This is a genomic window from Promicromonospora sp. NPDC110617, from assembly GCF_055598465.1.
Genome location: NZ_JBVKBM010000005.1, coordinates 43,999 through 60,338, shown reverse-complemented (window position 1 = coordinate 60,338; position 16,340 = coordinate 43,999). Strand labels below are relative to the sequence as shown.

14 protein-coding genes are annotated in these 16,340 nt (G+C 75.5%); 3 read left to right on the top strand and 11 right to left on the bottom strand.

What is annotated here, in order from left to right; genetic code table 11:
* Positions 1-188 precede the first annotated feature (188 nt).
* The gene (locus tag ACZ7LE_RS24255; RefSeq protein WP_470405780.1) at positions 189-1,445 is read left to right on the top strand and encodes a family 16 glycosylhydrolase; all 1,257 of its coding nucleotides are present in this window, start codon (positions 189-191) and stop codon (positions 1,443-1,445) included.
* A 267-nt stretch (positions 1,446-1,712) separates the two neighbouring features.
* On the opposite strand, the gene ACZ7LE_RS24250 is transcribed toward ACZ7LE_RS24255, so the two are convergent.
* The 9 genes from ACZ7LE_RS24250 to ACZ7LE_RS24210 are packed head-to-tail and all read right to left on the bottom strand — an operon-like array spanning position 1,713 to position 11,620.
* Positions 1,713-2,153, bottom strand: coding sequence for a DUF202 domain-containing protein (locus ACZ7LE_RS24250; protein ID WP_470405779.1), 441 nt, complete (start codon positions 2,151-2,153; stop codon positions 1,713-1,715).
* On the bottom strand, positions 2,150-2,521 hold the full coding sequence (locus ACZ7LE_RS24245; RefSeq protein ID WP_470405778.1) for a YidH family protein: 372 nt from the start codon (positions 2,519-2,521) through the stop codon (positions 2,150-2,152). Before ACZ7LE_RS24245 ends, ACZ7LE_RS24250 begins: the two co-directional genes overlap by 4 nt.
* The gene (locus tag ACZ7LE_RS24240) at positions 2,521-3,816 is read right to left on the bottom strand and encodes a WxL protein peptidoglycan domain-containing protein (RefSeq protein WP_470405777.1); all 1,296 of its coding nucleotides are present in this window, start codon (positions 3,814-3,816) and stop codon (positions 2,521-2,523) included. Before ACZ7LE_RS24240 ends, ACZ7LE_RS24245 begins: the two co-directional genes overlap by 1 nt.
* Positions 3,817-3,823: 7 nt before the next feature.
* Complete coding sequence (locus tag ACZ7LE_RS24235) at positions 3,824-5,551, bottom strand: HtaA domain-containing protein (protein ID WP_470405776.1); 1,728 nt, start codon at positions 5,549-5,551, stop codon at positions 3,824-3,826.
* A 43-nt stretch (positions 5,552-5,594) separates the two neighbouring features.
* Positions 5,595-7,028, bottom strand: coding sequence for a hypothetical protein (locus tag ACZ7LE_RS24230; RefSeq protein ID WP_470405775.1), 1,434 nt, complete (start codon positions 7,026-7,028; stop codon positions 5,595-5,597).
* A complete protein-coding gene (locus tag ACZ7LE_RS24225; RefSeq protein WP_470405774.1) occupies positions 7,025-8,374 on the bottom strand; it encodes a hypothetical protein in 1,350 nt (449 codons plus the stop codon). The genes ACZ7LE_RS24230 and ACZ7LE_RS24225 overlap by 4 nt, the downstream gene beginning before the upstream one ends.
* Positions 8,371-9,354: an ATP-binding cassette domain-containing protein gene (locus ACZ7LE_RS24220; protein ID WP_470405773.1), complete on the bottom strand. Its 984-nt coding sequence runs from the start codon at positions 9,352-9,354 to the stop codon at positions 8,371-8,373. The genes ACZ7LE_RS24225 and ACZ7LE_RS24220 overlap by 4 nt, the downstream gene beginning before the upstream one ends.
* Positions 9,351-10,427: a FecCD family ABC transporter permease gene (locus ACZ7LE_RS24215; protein WP_470405772.1), complete on the bottom strand. Its 1,077-nt coding sequence runs from the start codon at positions 10,425-10,427 to the stop codon at positions 9,351-9,353. Before ACZ7LE_RS24215 ends, ACZ7LE_RS24220 begins: the two co-directional genes overlap by 4 nt.
* Positions 10,424-11,620: a heme/hemin ABC transporter substrate-binding protein gene (locus ACZ7LE_RS24210; protein ID WP_470405771.1), complete on the bottom strand. Its 1,197-nt coding sequence runs from the start codon at positions 11,618-11,620 to the stop codon at positions 10,424-10,426. Before ACZ7LE_RS24210 ends, ACZ7LE_RS24215 begins: the two co-directional genes overlap by 4 nt.
* Before the next feature lie 345 nt (positions 11,621-11,965).
* Here ACZ7LE_RS24210 and ACZ7LE_RS24205 point away from each other — a divergent pair, with 345 nt between their 5' ends.
* Both ACZ7LE_RS24205 and ACZ7LE_RS24200 read left to right on the top strand, forming a co-directional pair.
* The gene (locus ACZ7LE_RS24205; RefSeq protein WP_470405770.1) at positions 11,966-12,823 is read left to right on the top strand and encodes a phosphotransferase; all 858 of its coding nucleotides are present in this window, start codon (positions 11,966-11,968) and stop codon (positions 12,821-12,823) included.
* A gap of 169 nt (positions 12,824-12,992) precedes the next feature.
* Positions 12,993-13,172 (top strand): hypothetical protein, encoded by a 180-nt coding sequence (locus ACZ7LE_RS24200; RefSeq protein ID WP_470405769.1) that lies wholly within the window; start codon positions 12,993-12,995, stop codon positions 13,170-13,172.
* On the opposite strand, the gene ACZ7LE_RS24195 is transcribed toward ACZ7LE_RS24200, so the two are convergent.
* Both ACZ7LE_RS24195 and ACZ7LE_RS24190 read right to left on the bottom strand, forming a co-directional pair.
* A complete protein-coding gene (locus tag ACZ7LE_RS24195) occupies positions 13,135-14,847 on the bottom strand; it encodes a cytochrome b (protein ID WP_470405768.1) in 1,713 nt (570 codons plus the stop codon). The two genes, ACZ7LE_RS24200 and ACZ7LE_RS24195, sit on opposite strands and share 38 nt — an antisense overlap.
* Complete coding sequence (locus tag ACZ7LE_RS24190) at positions 14,837-16,312, bottom strand: NAD(P)/FAD-dependent oxidoreductase (protein WP_470405767.1); 1,476 nt, start codon at positions 16,310-16,312, stop codon at positions 14,837-14,839. Before ACZ7LE_RS24190 ends, ACZ7LE_RS24195 begins: the two co-directional genes overlap by 11 nt.
* Positions 16,313-16,340: the final 28 nt, after the last annotated feature.

The window sequence follows — 16,340 nt, the reverse complement described above, 5'->3', positions numbered from 1 at the left end:
GGGCCGAAGGTACGGTCCGTCAGCAACAGCTCTGAGCGCGAAGGTCACTGCGATGACCGCCGGGCAGTCCCGCCCGGCGGGATGGCTCACGTCGAGGGAGCACCCCGATGCGTCGTGCACACAGATCCGGCAGGTCCGGCACCGCCGGTAGCACCACACCCCGAACCCTCGTCACGGCGGTTGCCGCCGTGACGCTCGTCCTGTCCGCCTCGCTCGTCGCCTCGGCAGCGCCGCCGCGGGTGCCCGACGCCGGGGCAGCGCCGGACACGGCAACCCAGGGCACGGCAGCGCAGGCAGACGCCGCGCAGACCGATGCGCAGGCACAGGTCGCCGCCGCCCTGACCTGGTCCGACGAGTTCGACGGCGCCGCCGGCAGCGCCCCTAACGCCGCGAACTGGAACCACGAGACGGGCGCGGGCGGCTGGGGCAACAACGAGCTGCAGAACTACGTCAACTCCCGCCAGAACTCCGCCCTGGACGGCAACGGCAACCTCGTCATCACGGCCCGGCAGGAGGGCAGCGGGTACACCTCGGCCCGGCTGACGACCAAGGGCAAGGTGCAGCCGCAGTACGGCCGGCTGGAGGCGCGGATCAAGATCCCGCGCGGCCAGGGCATCTGGCCGGCGTTCTGGATGCTCGGCGGGCAGTTCCCGGGCACGCCGTGGCCCCAGTCCGGCGAGATCGACATCATGGAGAACATCGGCCGCGAGCCCCACCTGGTGCACGGCACGCTGCACGGCCCGGGCTACTCGGGCGGCAACCCCATCACGGGGCAGTACCAGCACCCGCAGGGCTGGTCGTTCGCCGACGACTTCCACACCTTCGCGATCGACTGGAGCCCCAACTCGATCACCTGGCTGGTGGACGGCAACGCGTACCAGACCTTCACGCCCGCCAACACCGGCGGCAACCCGTGGGTGTTCAACCAGCCGTTCTTCTTCATCCTGAACGTCGCCGTCGGCGGCAACTGGCCCGGCTACCCCGACGGGAGCACCCAGTTCCCGCAGCAGATGGTCGTCGACTACGTCCGGGTCTACGACTCCCAGGGCGGCGGGGGCGGGCGCACCGGCACGATCCGGGCGAGCAACGGCATCTGCCTCGACGTCGCCGGCGCCAACTCGGCCAACGGCACGCCCATCCAGCTCGCGAACTGCAACGGCAACGCCGCCCAGCAGTGGACCGTCGGCACGGACGGCACCGTCCGTGCGCTCGGCAAGTGCCTCGACGTCGCCGGGGGAGCCACGGCGCCCGGTACCGCCGTCCAGCTCTGGGACTGCAACGGTACCGGCGCCCAGCAGTGGGCCTCGACCAGCGGCACCCTCGCGCTGCGCAACCCGCAGTCCGGCCGCTGCCTGCAGCCGGTCGGCCGTGTGCAGACCGACGGGACCCGCACCCAGATCGCCGACTGCGACGGGAGCACGGTCCAGCGCTGGACCCTGCCCTGACCCGCTGACCCGCGGACCTGGACGACCCGTCGACCCGCCCACCCACGAGCCCGCCCACTCACCCATCAGCCCGCCCACCCATCAGCCTGCCCACAAGGTGCGCTTCTACCCAGTCATTCGGCCCGGAGTCATGCGTCCTGCGGGCCAGATGACTGGGTAGAAGCGCACCTTGGACGCGTCCGGCGGCCCAGGGGCCTGGCGGCCCAGCGGAGCGCGCCGTGCGGGACCGGTGCCCGACGGCGGACCAGCGGTCGGGTCGGCGGACCGTCAGGCCCGGAGGTGGGTCGCCACGACGACCGCCAAGCCGCCCAGGCCGATCGCCACCACGACCGCGCCTGCCACCGCGAGCAGCCCCGCGCCCGGCGAGTCATGCCCGGGGCCCCGCGCCGGGATCGGCACGCGTCGGCCGTGCCGGCGTCGGGACGCGATCAGGAGGTACCCGGCCAGCATCAGCCCGACCAGGCCGGGCAGCAGCCAGACCACGCTGCCGAAGAGTGCGGGCAGCAGCCGGGCCCCGACCAGCGAGACCGCGGCGACCGACAGCGCCGTCCTGCGCCAGGCCAGCTCGGTGCGCTCCGGCTGCAGCCCAGGAACGGGCGCCTGTCCGGCACCCGGGGGCGGCCCGCCGCCCGGAGGTGACCCGGCCCCCGGGGAAGACCCCGCACCCGGCGAAGATCCCGCGCCCGGAGGCGACCCCGCCGCGGTCATCGCAGCAGCACGCCCAGCAGCACCAGCACACCGACCACCGCGACGACGACCGCGAGCACCACGCCGACGATCGACGACGGCAGCGGCGACCCGCTGCGCAGCGCCCGCTCGACGCGCATCCACCCGGCCCAGGCGATCAGCGGCAGCGCCGTGCCCGCGACGATGAGCACGAGCGACGCCGCGAGCCGCAGACCCGGGTGCAGGTCGAGCCCGAGGGTCTCCAGGGCCACGCCGCCGGCCACCAGGGCGAGGGCGGTCCGGATCCAGGCGAGGAAGGTCCGTTCGTTGGCGAGGGAGAAGCGCGCGTCGGGCTCCGAGCCGACGCCGAACACCGACGCCGGGAACCGCTGCTCGTCCGGCCGGCTCATCAGGTACTCCTTGCGTCGTGAGGTCTGCCCCAGAGCCTGCCACGTCTCGCGCGCACCAGTGGGATCACCACGGCGGCCGCCACTGCCGGCAGCACCAGGCCGAGCAGGGCCCACGGCACGGCCCAGCCGCTCACGGCGTCGTGCGCGGAGGTGACGCCGCCCCCGCCGATGCCGACCACGAGGCCGTCCACCCGGACCGTCGCCTCGGCCCGAACGAGCGGGCGGACGCCGCGGACCTCGACCACGCGCTCCACCGTCGAGCCCGGCAGGATCTCGGTCAGCTCGCCCGACGCCGTCGCCGTGCCGCCGGCCCAGGACCCGCCCGCGGGACCCGCCACGCTGACCGACTCCGTGGGCACCAGCCGGGCGCTGCCCGTGTTGGTGAGCCGGTAGCGGACCGTCGAGGTGACGGTCCCGAACGGGTTGGCCGACACGTCCGTCGTGACGCTCAGGTCGCTGATGCCGAGCCCCGGCGCGAGGTCGCCCGCCACGCGCGCGTGCACGCGCAGGGCCAGACGCCGGTCGACGGTCAGGGCCGAGCCGCCCACCTGCTGTGTCAGCGCGGTGACGACGCCGCCCGCGTGGTCGCCGGGCGCGGCGTCGTCGGGCACGCGGAGCGTGAAGGGGACCTCCGCGGACTCGCCCGGGTCGAGGTCCAGCGCGCCCCGCCGGAGCGTGATCCAGGTGCCGAGGCCGGTCGCGGGCTCCTCGGCGGTCAGCAGGTCGATGTGGCCGCCCGGGGTCGTGAAGGCGTCGGTGCCGTACACGCTGAGCCGCAGGGGAGCTGCCGACCGGTTGGTCACCACCAGGGCGTCGCGGACGCGGTCCCCGGGCTCGACGGCGTAGGCGTAGTTGGCGCGGCCGGCGCCCTGCCGGTTGTCGGCGGGGGCGACGGACCACGAGATGCCGTCGGTGCTGGTTCTGGTGCTGGGGCTGGTGTCGGTGTCGGTGGCGGTGGACGTGCCGATGGCGGCGGTGTCGGTAGCGGTGGCAGTGGCCGTGCCGACGGCGGCGGCGGTCGACCCTGCGGCGGTCGACCCTGCGGCAGCCGGCATGGCGTGGGCCGCCGCGGGACCCGCGAGCGGCGGCCCGCCGAGCAGGGCGATCCCGGTCAGGACGATCCCGAGCACGCCTGTCCCGCGCCGGACGATCCTGAGCGGGACGATCCTGAGCGGGGCGATCCTGAGCGGGGCGACCACGGGCAGGACGGTGCGCACCGCTGCCGCGGCGCGCCCGAGGGCGCGTCGCGGCAGCGGGCCTGCGCTGTGACGCAGGAGGTGAGGCAGGGAGAGCACGGGACCGTCAGCCCACCGCGGTGAGCGTGAGCACGCTCGCGTAGTCGCCGGCCGGCGTCTCCAGGGGGATGCGCAGGTCGAGCGCGGCGTCCGCCGTCACCGAACCGGACGCGTGCCCCGCCGGAGCGGACACCAGGGTGGCGCCCGCGGTCAGGCCGGAGCCGGTGCCGGGCCGCACCAGCGCACCGGCGACGGCGCCGCCGGTGTTCTCCGAGACCGACGGCGACCAGCCCAGGCTGCTCCCCGGGAAGGACGCCGATCCGCCGGTGGCGAGGAAGTCGGTCGCCGTGCCGTTGATGCTCCACGCGGGACCGCCCGCGCGGGTGTCCGTGACCGTGACCCGCTTGAGGTCGCCCGTCGCGGTCAGGGCGCCCGCACCCGCCTCGGCCGTGCCGAGGCTCACGGCCCCGGCTCCGCCCACGACCGTCCACGTGAACGCGCCCGGCTCGCCGGGCTCACCCGGGTCCTCGCCCTCGGGCACGGTGACCTCCAGGTCGATGTCGCCCTCGCCGCCCGGCGCCGCGAACGACACCGGGATACCCAGCTCCTGGGCGGCGTTGGCGGCCGCCCCGCCCGCGGCGTAGGTGTACACGCCGTAGGCGCCGGTAGCGGTGTCCGACGGCGCCGCGGCGAGCTCGGCCGTGAACGTGCCGTCCGGGTTGAGCAGCACGAGCTGCCCGGCCACGTTCGGGAAGTCCGCCTTGACCTGCGAGTACGACGGCTCCGGCAGCGCCCACCTCTGGGCGAGCACCGTCCGGGCGCCCGAGCCGGCGCCCTCCGAGGGACGCCACGGGTTCCCGAAGGAACCGAACACCACGTACACGCCCGTGGGCGCGCCCGCGGCGACCGGCGGGCGGCCCGAGGTGTTCACGTTGGCCGCCGGGTCGAAGCCCGAGCCGGTGGCCGTGACGGTCTCGCCGGCGGGGTCCAGCCCCGACGCCTTCGACAGCGTCACGGTCGGGTTCCACTCCTCGGGCTCCCCGGTGCCCGGCTCCTCGGCCGGCGCGGTCCGCGCGCTCACGGTGAAGCTGTCGAGCGCGGCGCCCTCGGCCAGGAAGCCCTGGAGCGCCGCGGCGCCCTCGGCCGTCAGGGTCACGCCGGTCCCGGAGACGGTGACGGCGTCGGCCGCGACGTCCACCGTGGTGGTCGCCACCTCGCCGAGCACGACGTCGTCGCCGCCGTAGGTGCCGGGCTCGTAGCCCAGGTTGTTCTCCGGGATCTCGACGGCGAGGTCGCCCACGAGGGTGCCCGCGCCGCCGTCGACCACCACGGCGACGTCCTTGACCGTCACCGTGAAGGCGTGCGACGGGAAGTGGAAGACGGCGCCGCCGGCGCTCGCGACCGTCAGGTTGTCCGCGTCGGTGACCGTGCCGCCCGTGACGGGCAGCAGGTAGGGAAGGGTCTCGTTCGGCGGCGTCGTGTCGAGGTTGGCGGCGGGCGTGCCGTTCTCGTCGAACTCGCCGGGCGCGACGAGCGTGATCCGCTCGCCGACCGGGACTGCGCCGATGGGCGGCAGCGCCGCCGTCTGGCGCCCCACGTAGTTGCGGAAGCTCTCGCGGAAGCCCCAGGCGAGGTCACCGCTGTCGGCGGTGACCTCGCTCGGCTCCGCCGCGGTGGCGGTCAGTGCGACGAGCGGCGCGGCGGCGAGCGCCGTGCCGAGCGTCGCGGCCAGTCCGGTGGCGATCAGAGCGTGCCCGCGGTGCCGCGCGCGGCCCGCCGGTCTGCTGCGTGTCATCAGTTCTTGCCTCTCTCTGGGGATGGACTGCGGACTGGGGGTCTCAGGGGTCACGCCGCCGGAAGGGCAGCACGAGCCAGCCCTGCCGGAAGCCGAGGATCGCCACGGACGCGGCGACCAGCAGCACGGCGGTCAGGACGGCGAGCCGGCGGCCGGTGGTGCCGCCCGGGATCAGGCCGTCGGGGATCAGGGCGGCGCCGGCGGCGTCGAGGGTCGCGGCGGCCACGGGGAGGAACGAGGCGGGGGTGTCGGCGTCGGGCGTCGAGCCGGAGCCGTCGCGAGTGCCTCCGCCGCCCCCGGCCGGGTTGCCGCCGCTGCCCTCGGGTCCGGTGGTGGGCGGGGCGGACGCGGCGGGTCGGGCAGCCGCGGGGGGTGGGGCCGTGCCGCCCCCGTTGTCGCTGCCGCCGCCCGTGCCGGTGCCGCCGTTGCCGGGGCCGGCGCTGCCGACGGACTCCGCGGCGTCGAAGCTGACGCTCACGTTCGCGGGAGACTTGATCTCGTCCCGGGTACCGGTGGAGTACCAGAACTCGGGCTCGCCCACACGCTGGTGGAAGTTCACGAACCCCTGCGGGAACGAGCCCCAGCAGCTCCCGGCCGGGTCCTCGCGGAGCTGCGGCACGCGGTCGCCGGTGCTCGCGCGCACGCCGCAGTAGTCGGGCACGAGGTGCCCGCCCCGCGACTTCGGGTCGAGCCGGCGTCCGGTGAAGGTGAGGAGCTGTGCCCGGGTCGGCGGGAGCGGCTCCCAGACGGTCATGTCCTGCTGGTCGGTGCCGTAGCCGCCGAGCGTGCCGGTCAGCGCGCCGTTCCCGGCGGGGTCGAGGCGCAGCTCCGGGTCGGTGACCCACCAGTAGACCAGGCCGCCGTAGAACACCACGGTGAAGCTGCCCGTCCAGCGGATGCGCACCGAGCCGTCGGCCTCGCGCGTGCCGGTGCCGCCCGTGAGCACCACCTCGGCACCCGTCGTGCGCCCCGCCGAGTACGACACGGGACGGCCGTCGGGAGCCGTGCAGCGCGTGCCGAACGTCGCGGCGCGCTGGGCAGCGTCTGCGCCCCGCCCGACCGTGCGCACCACCCGTACGTCGCCGGCGGTGCCGTGGTAGAGGTCCCGGTCGGCGTCCGTCCAGATGCGCCCGCCGCCGGTGTCGCCGTCGGTGCCGGGCCGGCCCGCGACCAGGAAGTTGCACTGCCCGGCGAGGTGGCTCTCCGAACCGGCCTGCACGCTGACGGCCCAGCGCAGCTCGGCGTCGGTGAGCCTGCCGTCCTCGGCCTCGCCGGGCGGCGGCTTCTCGTCCTCGGGCACGGTGACGGTGAGGAGGAGAGGGCCCTGGTCGTCGCCGGTGGCCGCTGTCGCAGCCGTAGTCGCTGCCGCAGTCGCCGACGCGACGGCTGATGCCGCGGCCGTCGCCGGGAGTAGCAGGGCGAGCACGACGACGGCGGCCGTCGCGGCGCCGTGACGACGGCGGGTCGTGCGGCTCATGCGCGGGCCTCCTGCTCGGCGGGGTGCTGTTCTGCGGGGTCGGGCTGCTCCGTGGGGTCCCCGCTGCCCGGGGCTCCTGCCTCCCGCCCTGCCTCCCGCCCTGCCGTGTCCCGCTCCGCCCGACGCCGGTCCGCGCGGCGCTTCAGCGACGTGACCAGTGACGACAGGATCGCGACGACCAGCAGCAGGGCCGCGACGCCGACCGCGATCTCCTCGGGCCGCCAGGTGCCGTCGTCGGCCACGGAAGCTCCCGCGGCCCCCGTCCCCGCGGCTCCCGCGGCCTCTGCGGCGGCCTCCGCGGCCGAGACCTCGGCCGGGTCGCGGGTGACGGTCACCTCGGTCTCGATCGTCGTCCCGGAGGAGGCGCCGGACAGCCGCAGCACGTGCGTGCCCGTGCGCAGGTCCGCGGGCAGCTCCAGGAGGCCCGCGACCTCGCCGTGGTTGCCCGCGACGAGCGGCCCGACGGCGACCAGGCCGTCGTCGAGCGTGACGCTCACCTGCTCGCCGGGCTCCAGGCCTTGGGCGCCGAAGCTCAGCACGCGGCCGACGACGGCGGTGGCCTGGTCCACGCCGAGGCCGGCCTTCGCGGGGCGGCCCTTCGCGTCGTCGCCGGACCCGTTCGCGTCGCCGGATGCGCTGCCGGACCCGCCCGTCCCCGAGCCGGCTGCGTCGTCCTGCGCGCCGCCCGAGCCGCCGTCCGCCGCGTCCGACCCCGCACCGGAGCCGCCGCCCGCCGTACCCGAGCCCGCGCCGGTACCCGAGCCCGCGCCCGAGCCCGCGAACGTCACGGGCGTGAACGTCTCGTTGTTCGGGTTGCGCACCCCGTGCGCGCCGATCGTGATGATGCCGCACTGCACGGCCGCGCAGTCCACGGTGCCGCCGTCGGCGGCCTTGAAGCGCGCGCCGGGGATCACGAGGTCGGTGGACCAGGTGCCGTCCGCGGCGATGGTGCCGCCGTTCGCCTCCGCCTCCGTGCTCGACCCCGGGAACGCGACGAACCGCTGGTAGCCCGCGTTCTGCGCGGTCTCGGCGTCGGGTACGTACCGGTAGGCGTCGCCGGACACGCCGCCGCGGCTGGGCGCCCACGACCCGCCCGACGGGTCCGAGACCCACCCGAAGAACACGTAGAGCCCACCGAACGCCTTGGGCACCGACTGGAACCCGCTGCCCGAGAGGCGCACCGTCGAGGCCCCGCCCGGGTCGGGCTGCCCCGACACCGCGACGCGGGCGGCGGCGTGCGCCGTCGGCACCGAGCCGAGCAGCACCGGGCCCAGCAGCGCCAGCGCGACCACGACGACGAGGGCGACCAGCGAGATCGGCGGGCGGGGCAGGTGACGGGAGGTCATGCGGGGTCCTCGCTGAGGGCGTCCTCGGTCGGGGCAGGTGTCCGGGCGGAAACCTGGGCAGGGGCTCCGGTGCGGGCCTGCGCGTCGATCAGGCCGGGGGTCCCGGGGGTCCCGGCGGGCGAAGGGGCGGGAGCGCTGCCGTGATCGCCGCCGTGGCGGGGGAGCACCAGCAGCCCGCCCGTGAGCGGGTGCCGCACCACGTCGACCGGGTGCTCGTACACCCGGGTGAGCAGATCGGCGGTGAGCACGTCGGCGGGGGCGCCGAGGGCGGCGACCCGGCCGCCGTCGAGCACCAGCACGCGGTCCGCCCAGGCGGCGGCGAGCGCCAGGTCGTGCAGCACGACGACGACGGCGCCGCCCGCGGTCGCGTGCCGCCGGGCCTGGCGCAGCAGGTGCTCGGTGTGCCGTACGTCGAGGGCGGCGGTCGGCTCGTCGAGCAGCTGCAGCGTCGTGTCCTGGGCGAGCAGCCGTGCGAACGACGTCCGGGCCTTCTCGCCGCCGGACAGCGTCGGGAAGCGTCGCTCGGCCAGCGCCGCGACGTCGGCGGCGTCGAGCGCGCGGGCGACCACGGCGTCGTCGTCGGCGGGGGTGCCGGAGCCCTGCCTGCCGGAGCCCTGCCTGCCGGGGCCCTGCCTGCCCGAGCCCTGCCTGCCCGAGCCCTGCCACGGCGCGCGCCCCATGCGGACCACGTCGATCACCCGGAACGGGAAGCTGACCTGGTTCTCCTGGAGCAGCACGGCGCGCAGCCGGGCCAGCTCGGCGGGCCGGACGGCGCCCAGCGGCGTACCGGTCCAGGCCGCCTCGCCGGCGTCGGGGGCGCGGTCGCCGGCCAGGACGGAGACGAGCGTGGACTTCCCGGCGCCGTTCGGGCCGACGACGACGAGCACCTCGCCCGGGCGCACGTCGAGGTCGACGTCGTCCAGGAGGACGGCGCTCCCGGCCTCGACCCGGACCCCGGTCAGCGTCAGGAGCGCGCTCACGCCCAGCCTCCCGCGGTGCGGCGCGTGCGGCGGATGAGCCAGAAGAAGAACGGCCCGCCGACCAGCGCGGTGAGCATGCCGATCGGCAGGTCGGCGTAGCCGACGGCGGTGCGCGCGACGAGGTCGGCGGCCAGCAGCAGCACGGCGCCGCCGAGCGCGCTGAGGGGCACGAGCACCCGGTGTGCCGGGCCGACGGCCATGCGGACCAGGTGCGGCACCACGAGTCCGACGAACGCGATGATGCCGCAGAACGCGACGCCCGCGGCGGTGAGCACGGCGACCACCACGATGCTGAGCACGCGCAGGCGCTCGACGTCGACGCCGAGGTGGCGCGCCGACCGCTCGCCCAGGGACAGCAGGTCGAGGCGGCGCGCCAGCAGCAGCGCGCCGAGCAGTCCGACGACCACGAGCGGCGCGACCACGGCGACGTACGCCCAGCGGGTCCCGTTGAACGAGCCGAGCTGCCAGAACACGATCTGCTCCCGGGCCTGCGTGTCCCCGAGGAACGTGGTCAGCGCCAGGCCCGCGCCGCACACGGCGTTCACGGCCACGCCGGTGAGCACGAGCGTCACGACCTCGGTGCGGCCCGCCGACCGCGCCAGCCCGTAGACGAGGAACGTCGCGGCGAGCCCGCCCGCGAAAGCGGCGACCGCCGTCGTCCACGGGCCGAGGGCCGTCAGCCCGAGCACGATCGTCACGGACGCCGCCACGGCCGCGCCGGAGGAGACGCCGACGACGCCGGGTTCGGCCAGCGGGTTGCCGAACACGCCCTGCATGACGGCGCCCGCCGTTGCGAGGGCGGCCCCCACCAGCGCCGCCATGGCGACGCGCGGGAACCGGATGGTCCAGAGCGCGGCGTCGCCGTTCGGGTGGGCCGGCAGCGGGCCGGCGTCGAGTCCCGCGTGGTGCAGCAGCGACCCCACCACCTCGGCCGGCGGCACGTGGAGCTGCCCGGACCCGGCGGACACGACCGCCAGCACGCCGAGCGCGACGGTCAGACCCGCGGCGACGGCCGCGGTGCGGGCCGGGCGGGCGGGCGGCAGCACGCGGACGTCGGCGTCGACCGGGGTCACGAGACGCTCTCCGGCGCGTAGAACGCGCGGGCCAGCGCGTCGAGCACGTCCGCCGACCTCGGCCCGAACGACAGGATCTCCGTGTCGTCCATGGCGACGAACCGCCGGTTCTCGCCGGCCGGCGTCTGCGCGAGGGCGGGCACCTGCTCCAGCAGCCCGTCGACGCCGCCCACGGACTCCAGCCCGCCGGTCATCAGCAGCACGAGGTCGGGCTGCATGGAGATCAGCCCCTCGTCGTTCAGCGGGCGCATGCCCTTCCAGCCCACCTCGGCCGCGGCGTCGACGGCGCCCAGGCCCTCGATCAGCGAGTCCGCCCCGGACTCGTCGCCGAACAGGTAGTAGACGCCGGACTGCCCGCGCACGTAGAGGAAGATCACGCGCGGCCGGACGGCGGGGTCGGCGGGCACCAGGTCCGCGACCTGCGCCAGCGTGTCGTCGACGGCGGCCGCGGTGCGCTCGGCCAGGGTCGCGCCCTCGCCGGGCAGGCCCAGGGCCTCGCCCGTGGCGCGGGCCAGGTCGGCGGAGGTCTCCAGGCTGCGGTGGCTGTCGAGCACGACGACGGGGATGCCGGCGTCGCGCATCTGCAGCACCACGTCCCAGGGGCCGAGCGTGGTGTCCGTGAGGATGACGGTCGGCGCCAGGTCGAGGATCGCCTCACCCGTGAGCTCGTGGCCGTCGGACGTGACGACCGGGCGGTCCGCGATCTCCGGGAACCCCGACGAGACGTCCCGCCCCACGACGCGGTCGCCCAGCCCGAGCTCGAACACGATCCGCGAGAGCGAGCCGTACAGGTCGAGCGCGAGGATCCGGCTCGTGTCGGTGACGGTCACCTCGGTGCCCTGCGCGTCCGTGACGGTCGCGGGCAGTGCGGGGCGCGGGTCCTCGGCGACCGGGTCGACGGGGCGCTCGGGCGTGCCGACGGTGATCTCGCCGGTCCAGGCGCGCGGGTCGGCGATCGGCTCCAGCTCGGCGAGGGGTTCGGTGCCCACGACGGCGCCGCCGTCGTCCGCGTGCCCCGCCAGGGGAAGCTGCAGGCCGCACCCGGCGAGGAGGACGGCGATCGCGAGCAGCCCGGCCGCGGCGGCGGCGCCGGCCGCACGGCGTCGGGCCGGAGGTAACGACCTGTCGGTGACCGGCCTGCTCGGGGTGCGCGTCGCGGCGCGATCGGGGCCGGCTCCGGGCAGGCGCAACATCGGACAACTCCCTCGTACGCCGGGACGGTGCCCGGTATGGAATTAGGTGTGCCTAACTTAGGCGAGGCGAGCCTGATCAAGTCAAGTCAGGTCGGCACATGAGCCGATAAATCACCCGAGCCGTCGCCGCGTCGAAGCCCTGCCCCCGACTCGCCTGCCGCGTCGACGCAACCACACCACCCCACGGTGTTGACCACAGCAGTTGCTGCCAGATTCGGCCTCCGGCTGGCAGCAACTGCTGTGGTCAACACCCTGGAGCGCGCCGGGCGGCTCGGGTGTGCGGCTGCCGGAGACCACCCGAAAAGGATGTGGTGAGCACCGCCGTCCGCCCGGCACACTGTGCGGATGACCGACTCGACCGCCGCCGGACCGGTCCCCGCCGGTGGGGCAAGGCTCGGGCCCCGGATCGGCGTGGGGCGTGAGGCGGAGGTGTACGCGTGGGGCGGCGACGCCGTCGTGAAGCTCTACCGCTCCGGGTTCGACGGACACCAGGCCGAGGCGGCGGCTCTGGCCGGGCTGGCCGGGCACGACGTCGCACCGGGCCTCGTCGACGTCCTGACCTGGGACGGCCGCCCCGGCCTGGTGCTGGAACGGGTCGCCGGCGCGGACATGCTGGAGGTGCTCCGGCGCAGGCCGTGGCGGGTGCGGGCGCTCGCCCGGGCCCTGGCCGACACGCATCTCGCCGTCCACGCGGTGCCCGCCCCGGCGGACCTGCCCGACGTCCGCCAGGTGCTGGCCGCGCGCATCGAGGGCGCGACCCTGTCCCCGGAGCTGCGCGGCTTCGCGCTGCGCCTGCTCGACGGGCTGCCGTCGGGAGACCGCCTGTGTCACGGCGACTACCACCCCGGCAACGTCATGGTGTCGGGCGAGCGGGTCAACGTCATCGACTGGCCCAACGCCGCCCGCGGTGTGCCCGAGGCGGACCACACCCGGGCGATCCTGCTGCTGCAGTGGGCCGACGCGTCGCCCGCCGCCCCGCGCGGTGTGGCCGGGCTGGCGAGCCGCGGGCTCGTCGCCGCCGGCCGGTCGGTGCTCACCCGCGGGTACGCGCTGGCCTACGCCGACGGCTCGCCGCGTCCCCTGCGCGACCTGGAGCCGTGGCTCGTGGTGCACGTCGCGGCGCGGCTGTCCGAAGGAGTCGAGGGCGAGCGTTCCCGGCTCGTCGGCTGGCTCGTGCGGGCGATGCACGCCTTCGAGGCCTGAGTTTCTCCGCTTTCAGGGCGTCTCAAGCGGAGAAACCCGGGCCTCGAAGGTGAGGCGGCCCGTGCCGGCGAGGAGAACCGCCGCCCGGGAGCCCGGTAGGTGCGTCCCCCGCCCAGCTCAGCGGGACGCCGGACCGTCGCCCGCGTAGCGTTGGCGCAGGAGGTGCGTCATGAGCGACTCACGTGCGGCGGCCGGCGGCGGCGCGATCTACGGGCTTGGCGTCATCGGTGCCTGGGTCTACTTCTGGCAGCAGGCCGACGGGTTCTGGGAGGTCATCTGGGCCATCGTCCAGGGCCTCTTCTGGCCGGCGTTCATGGTGTACGAGGCGTTCTCGGCGCTGGGCGGATAGCCCTGCGCGTCGCGTGGGTCCCGGCGTTCCGGCCGCTCCCGGCGGCGACGCGGCCGCCCGCGCCCTCCAGCTCCCGGCCCCGGCCGCCCGCGCCCTCCAGCTCCCGGCCCCGGCCGCCCGCGCCCTCCAGCTCCCGGGCGCCGTCCCGGCCCCGCCCACCGTCGCGCTCCGCCGCCGGCATGACGTGCCCCGTGCCGAAGCCGCGCGCCAGCGCCCCGCGCAGCCGCTCGGTCCCGCGCAGCCGGCCCCGGCCGTCCGTTCGGCCCGGCGCCGCCGGGACGGGGACGACGGTCAGCCGCGCCCGCTCGGCGTCGTCCACCGGCTGGTGGATCTCGGCGTACCCGCCGTTCGGCATCCGCACCACCCGGCCCGTCTCGTGCCCGTGCAGCGCGATCTCGCGGTCCTTGCGCTGCAGCCCGATGCAGACCCGGCGCGTGATCTCGAACGCCAGCGCCGGACCGACGAACAGCAGCACCTGCAGCGTGGTGATCACCGACTCGAAGGTCACGTTGAACTCCGTCGAGACGATGTCGGCGCTCGCGGCGCCCCACAGGATGCCGTAGAAGAGCGCGCCCGCCACGCCGATCCCGGTGCGGACCGGGAAGTGGCGCGGCCGGTCCAGCACGTGGTGCTGCTCGCGGTCCTGGGTGACCCACGCCTCGACGTACGGGTAGACGACCAGCAGCCCGAAGTACACGGCGACCACGGCGAGCGGGACCAGCGTGGCGAACGTCCACGTCCAGCCGAACCACTCGGTCTCCCAGCCCATCGGGACCAGGCGCAGCGCCCCGTCGAGGAAGCCCATGTACCAGTCGGGCTGGCTCCCGGCACCGACCTCGCCCACCGACGCCGGCCCGTAGGTCCAGACGGGGCTGATCGTGGCGGTCGCGCCGAGCAGCACCAGCACGGACCCGGTGATGCCCATCATGCCGAAGGCGCGGAAGGCGGCGTCGGGCCACAGGCGCAGCCCGAGCGACGCGACCGGCTCCGGCCGGAACTGCTTGGCCTGCCCGTCCCGCAGGGTGAGCGCCGCCCGCGCGATCAGGACCACGACGAGCAGCCCCGGCGCGATCGCCACGTGCAGCGGGTACAGGTTCTCGATGATCTGGCCCGGGAACGGCCCGCCGAACATCAGCCCGGCAATCCAGGTCCCGAGGAACGGGATGCTCAGCACCACGCCCTCCACGATCCGCAGGCCGGTGCCCGACAGCATGTCGTCGGGCAGGGCGTAACCGCTCCAGCCGGCGGCCAGCACCAGCACGAAGGCGGCCACCAGCAGCACCCAGCTCAGCCGCCGCGGCCGGCGGAACCCGCCGGTGAAGAACGTGATGAGCAGCTGCGTGATGACCGACGCCGGCATGACGAGCGCCGCCCAGTGGTGCGTCTGCCGCAGCAGCAGGCCGCCCGTCTGCTCGAACGAGATGCGCATGGTCGAGGCGAACGCCTCGGTGACCGTCGCCCCCTGCAGCGGCCCGTAGGGCCCGGTGTACGTGACCAGCTCGTTCGACGGCGTGTAGGTGAACGCCAGCAGGATGCCGGTCACGGTCAGCACGACCAGGCACGTGAACGTCACGACGCCGAACAGGTTGGACCAGTGCAGCTGCACGCGCCGCTCGCCGAGCGCGGCGGCCCGGGCGCGGAGTCCCGCGGCCCGGCGGCGGAGGTCAGCCAGCATCGCGCACCACGCTCAGCTCGGGGCGGACGGCGTCGGCGGCCGGTGCCGCAGGTGCCGCGACTGTCGGCGCCGCGGTTGCCGGTGCGGCCGCCGCCGCGGCCGCCGGTGCGGCTGCCGGGGTGGCCGGCGTCGTCCGCTCGTGCGCACCCGCGAACGGGTCGCCGCCCGCGAGGAACGCCGCGCGCGGCGCCTGCACCGTCGAGAGCGGGATGATGTCGCGGCCGAACAGCACCGCCGAGACCCACACGAGCAGCACGCGCACCTTGCGCTCCCAGGTCGGGACCGCCAGGACGTGGTAGCCGCGGTGCATGATCCAGGCCGGGAACCCCTTGATGACCAGGCCCTTGTACTGGAAGATCCCGCGTCCGATGCCGAGGGTCGCGACCACGCCGAGGCTGTGGTGCAGGTACGGCCTGGGCTTTCGGCCGCGCAGGACGGCGACCAGGTTCTTCGCCAGCAGCTTGCCCTGCCGGACGGCGTGCTGCGCGTTCGGCACGGTCCGCGCGCCGGGGACGGGCGAGGCCAGGTCGGGCACGGCGGCGTTGTCGCCGGCGGCCCAGGCGTCGGCGACGGGCTCGTCGTCGGTGCCGACGCGGAGGTCCGCGCGGACGCGGACCAGGCCGCGCTCGTCGACCGGCAGGTCGGTGTTCCGCGCGACGACGGGGTTGCTGCCGTTGCCGGCGGCCCAGATCAGCAGGCCGTTGCCGTACGACTCGCCGGTCGAGAGCATGATCCGGCCGTCGGCCGCCGAGACGACCTGCGTGCCGAGGTGGATGCGCCCGCCGCGTTCCTGCAGGTGCCGCACGACCCAGCGGCCCGGCTCGTCCGTGACCTCGGGCAGGATGCGCTTGTTCGAGTCGACGAGGTGGAAGGCCAGGTCGTCACGGCCGAGCTCCGGGTAGGAGCGCAGCAGCGCGGTGGCCAGCGAGAGCAGCTCGCCGAACACCTCGACGCCGGTGAACCCGCCGCCCACGACGGTGACCGTCAGCAGGCGACGCCGCTCGATCCCCGGCGGGAGCAGGGCGGCGCGGTCGAACGCGGTCAGCAGCGCGTCGCGGATCGCGACGGCCTCCTCCACGTGCTTGAGGCCGATCGCCTCCTGCTCGATGCCGGGGACGGGGAAGGTCCGGGTCACGGCGCCGGCGGTCACGACGATCGTGTCGTACGCGATCTCCCGCAGCGTGCCGTCGTTGGTGCGGACGGTCGCGGTGCGGTGCGCGTGGTCGATCCGGGTGGTGTGGCCGGCGATGATCGTGGTGCGGTGCAGGTGGCGCCGCAGCGACACCATGACGTGGCGCGCCTCGATCGAGCCGGCGGTGACCTCGGGCAGGAACGGCTGGTAGGTCATGTAGCCGTGCGGGTCGACGAGCGTCACCTCGGCCTCGCCCCTGCGGAGCTTCTTCTCCAGGCCCCACGCGGTGTAGAAGCCCGCGTAGCCGCCGCCGACGATCAGAATCTTCTCCATGACACCCTCCTGGTGGTCTTACCAGTTC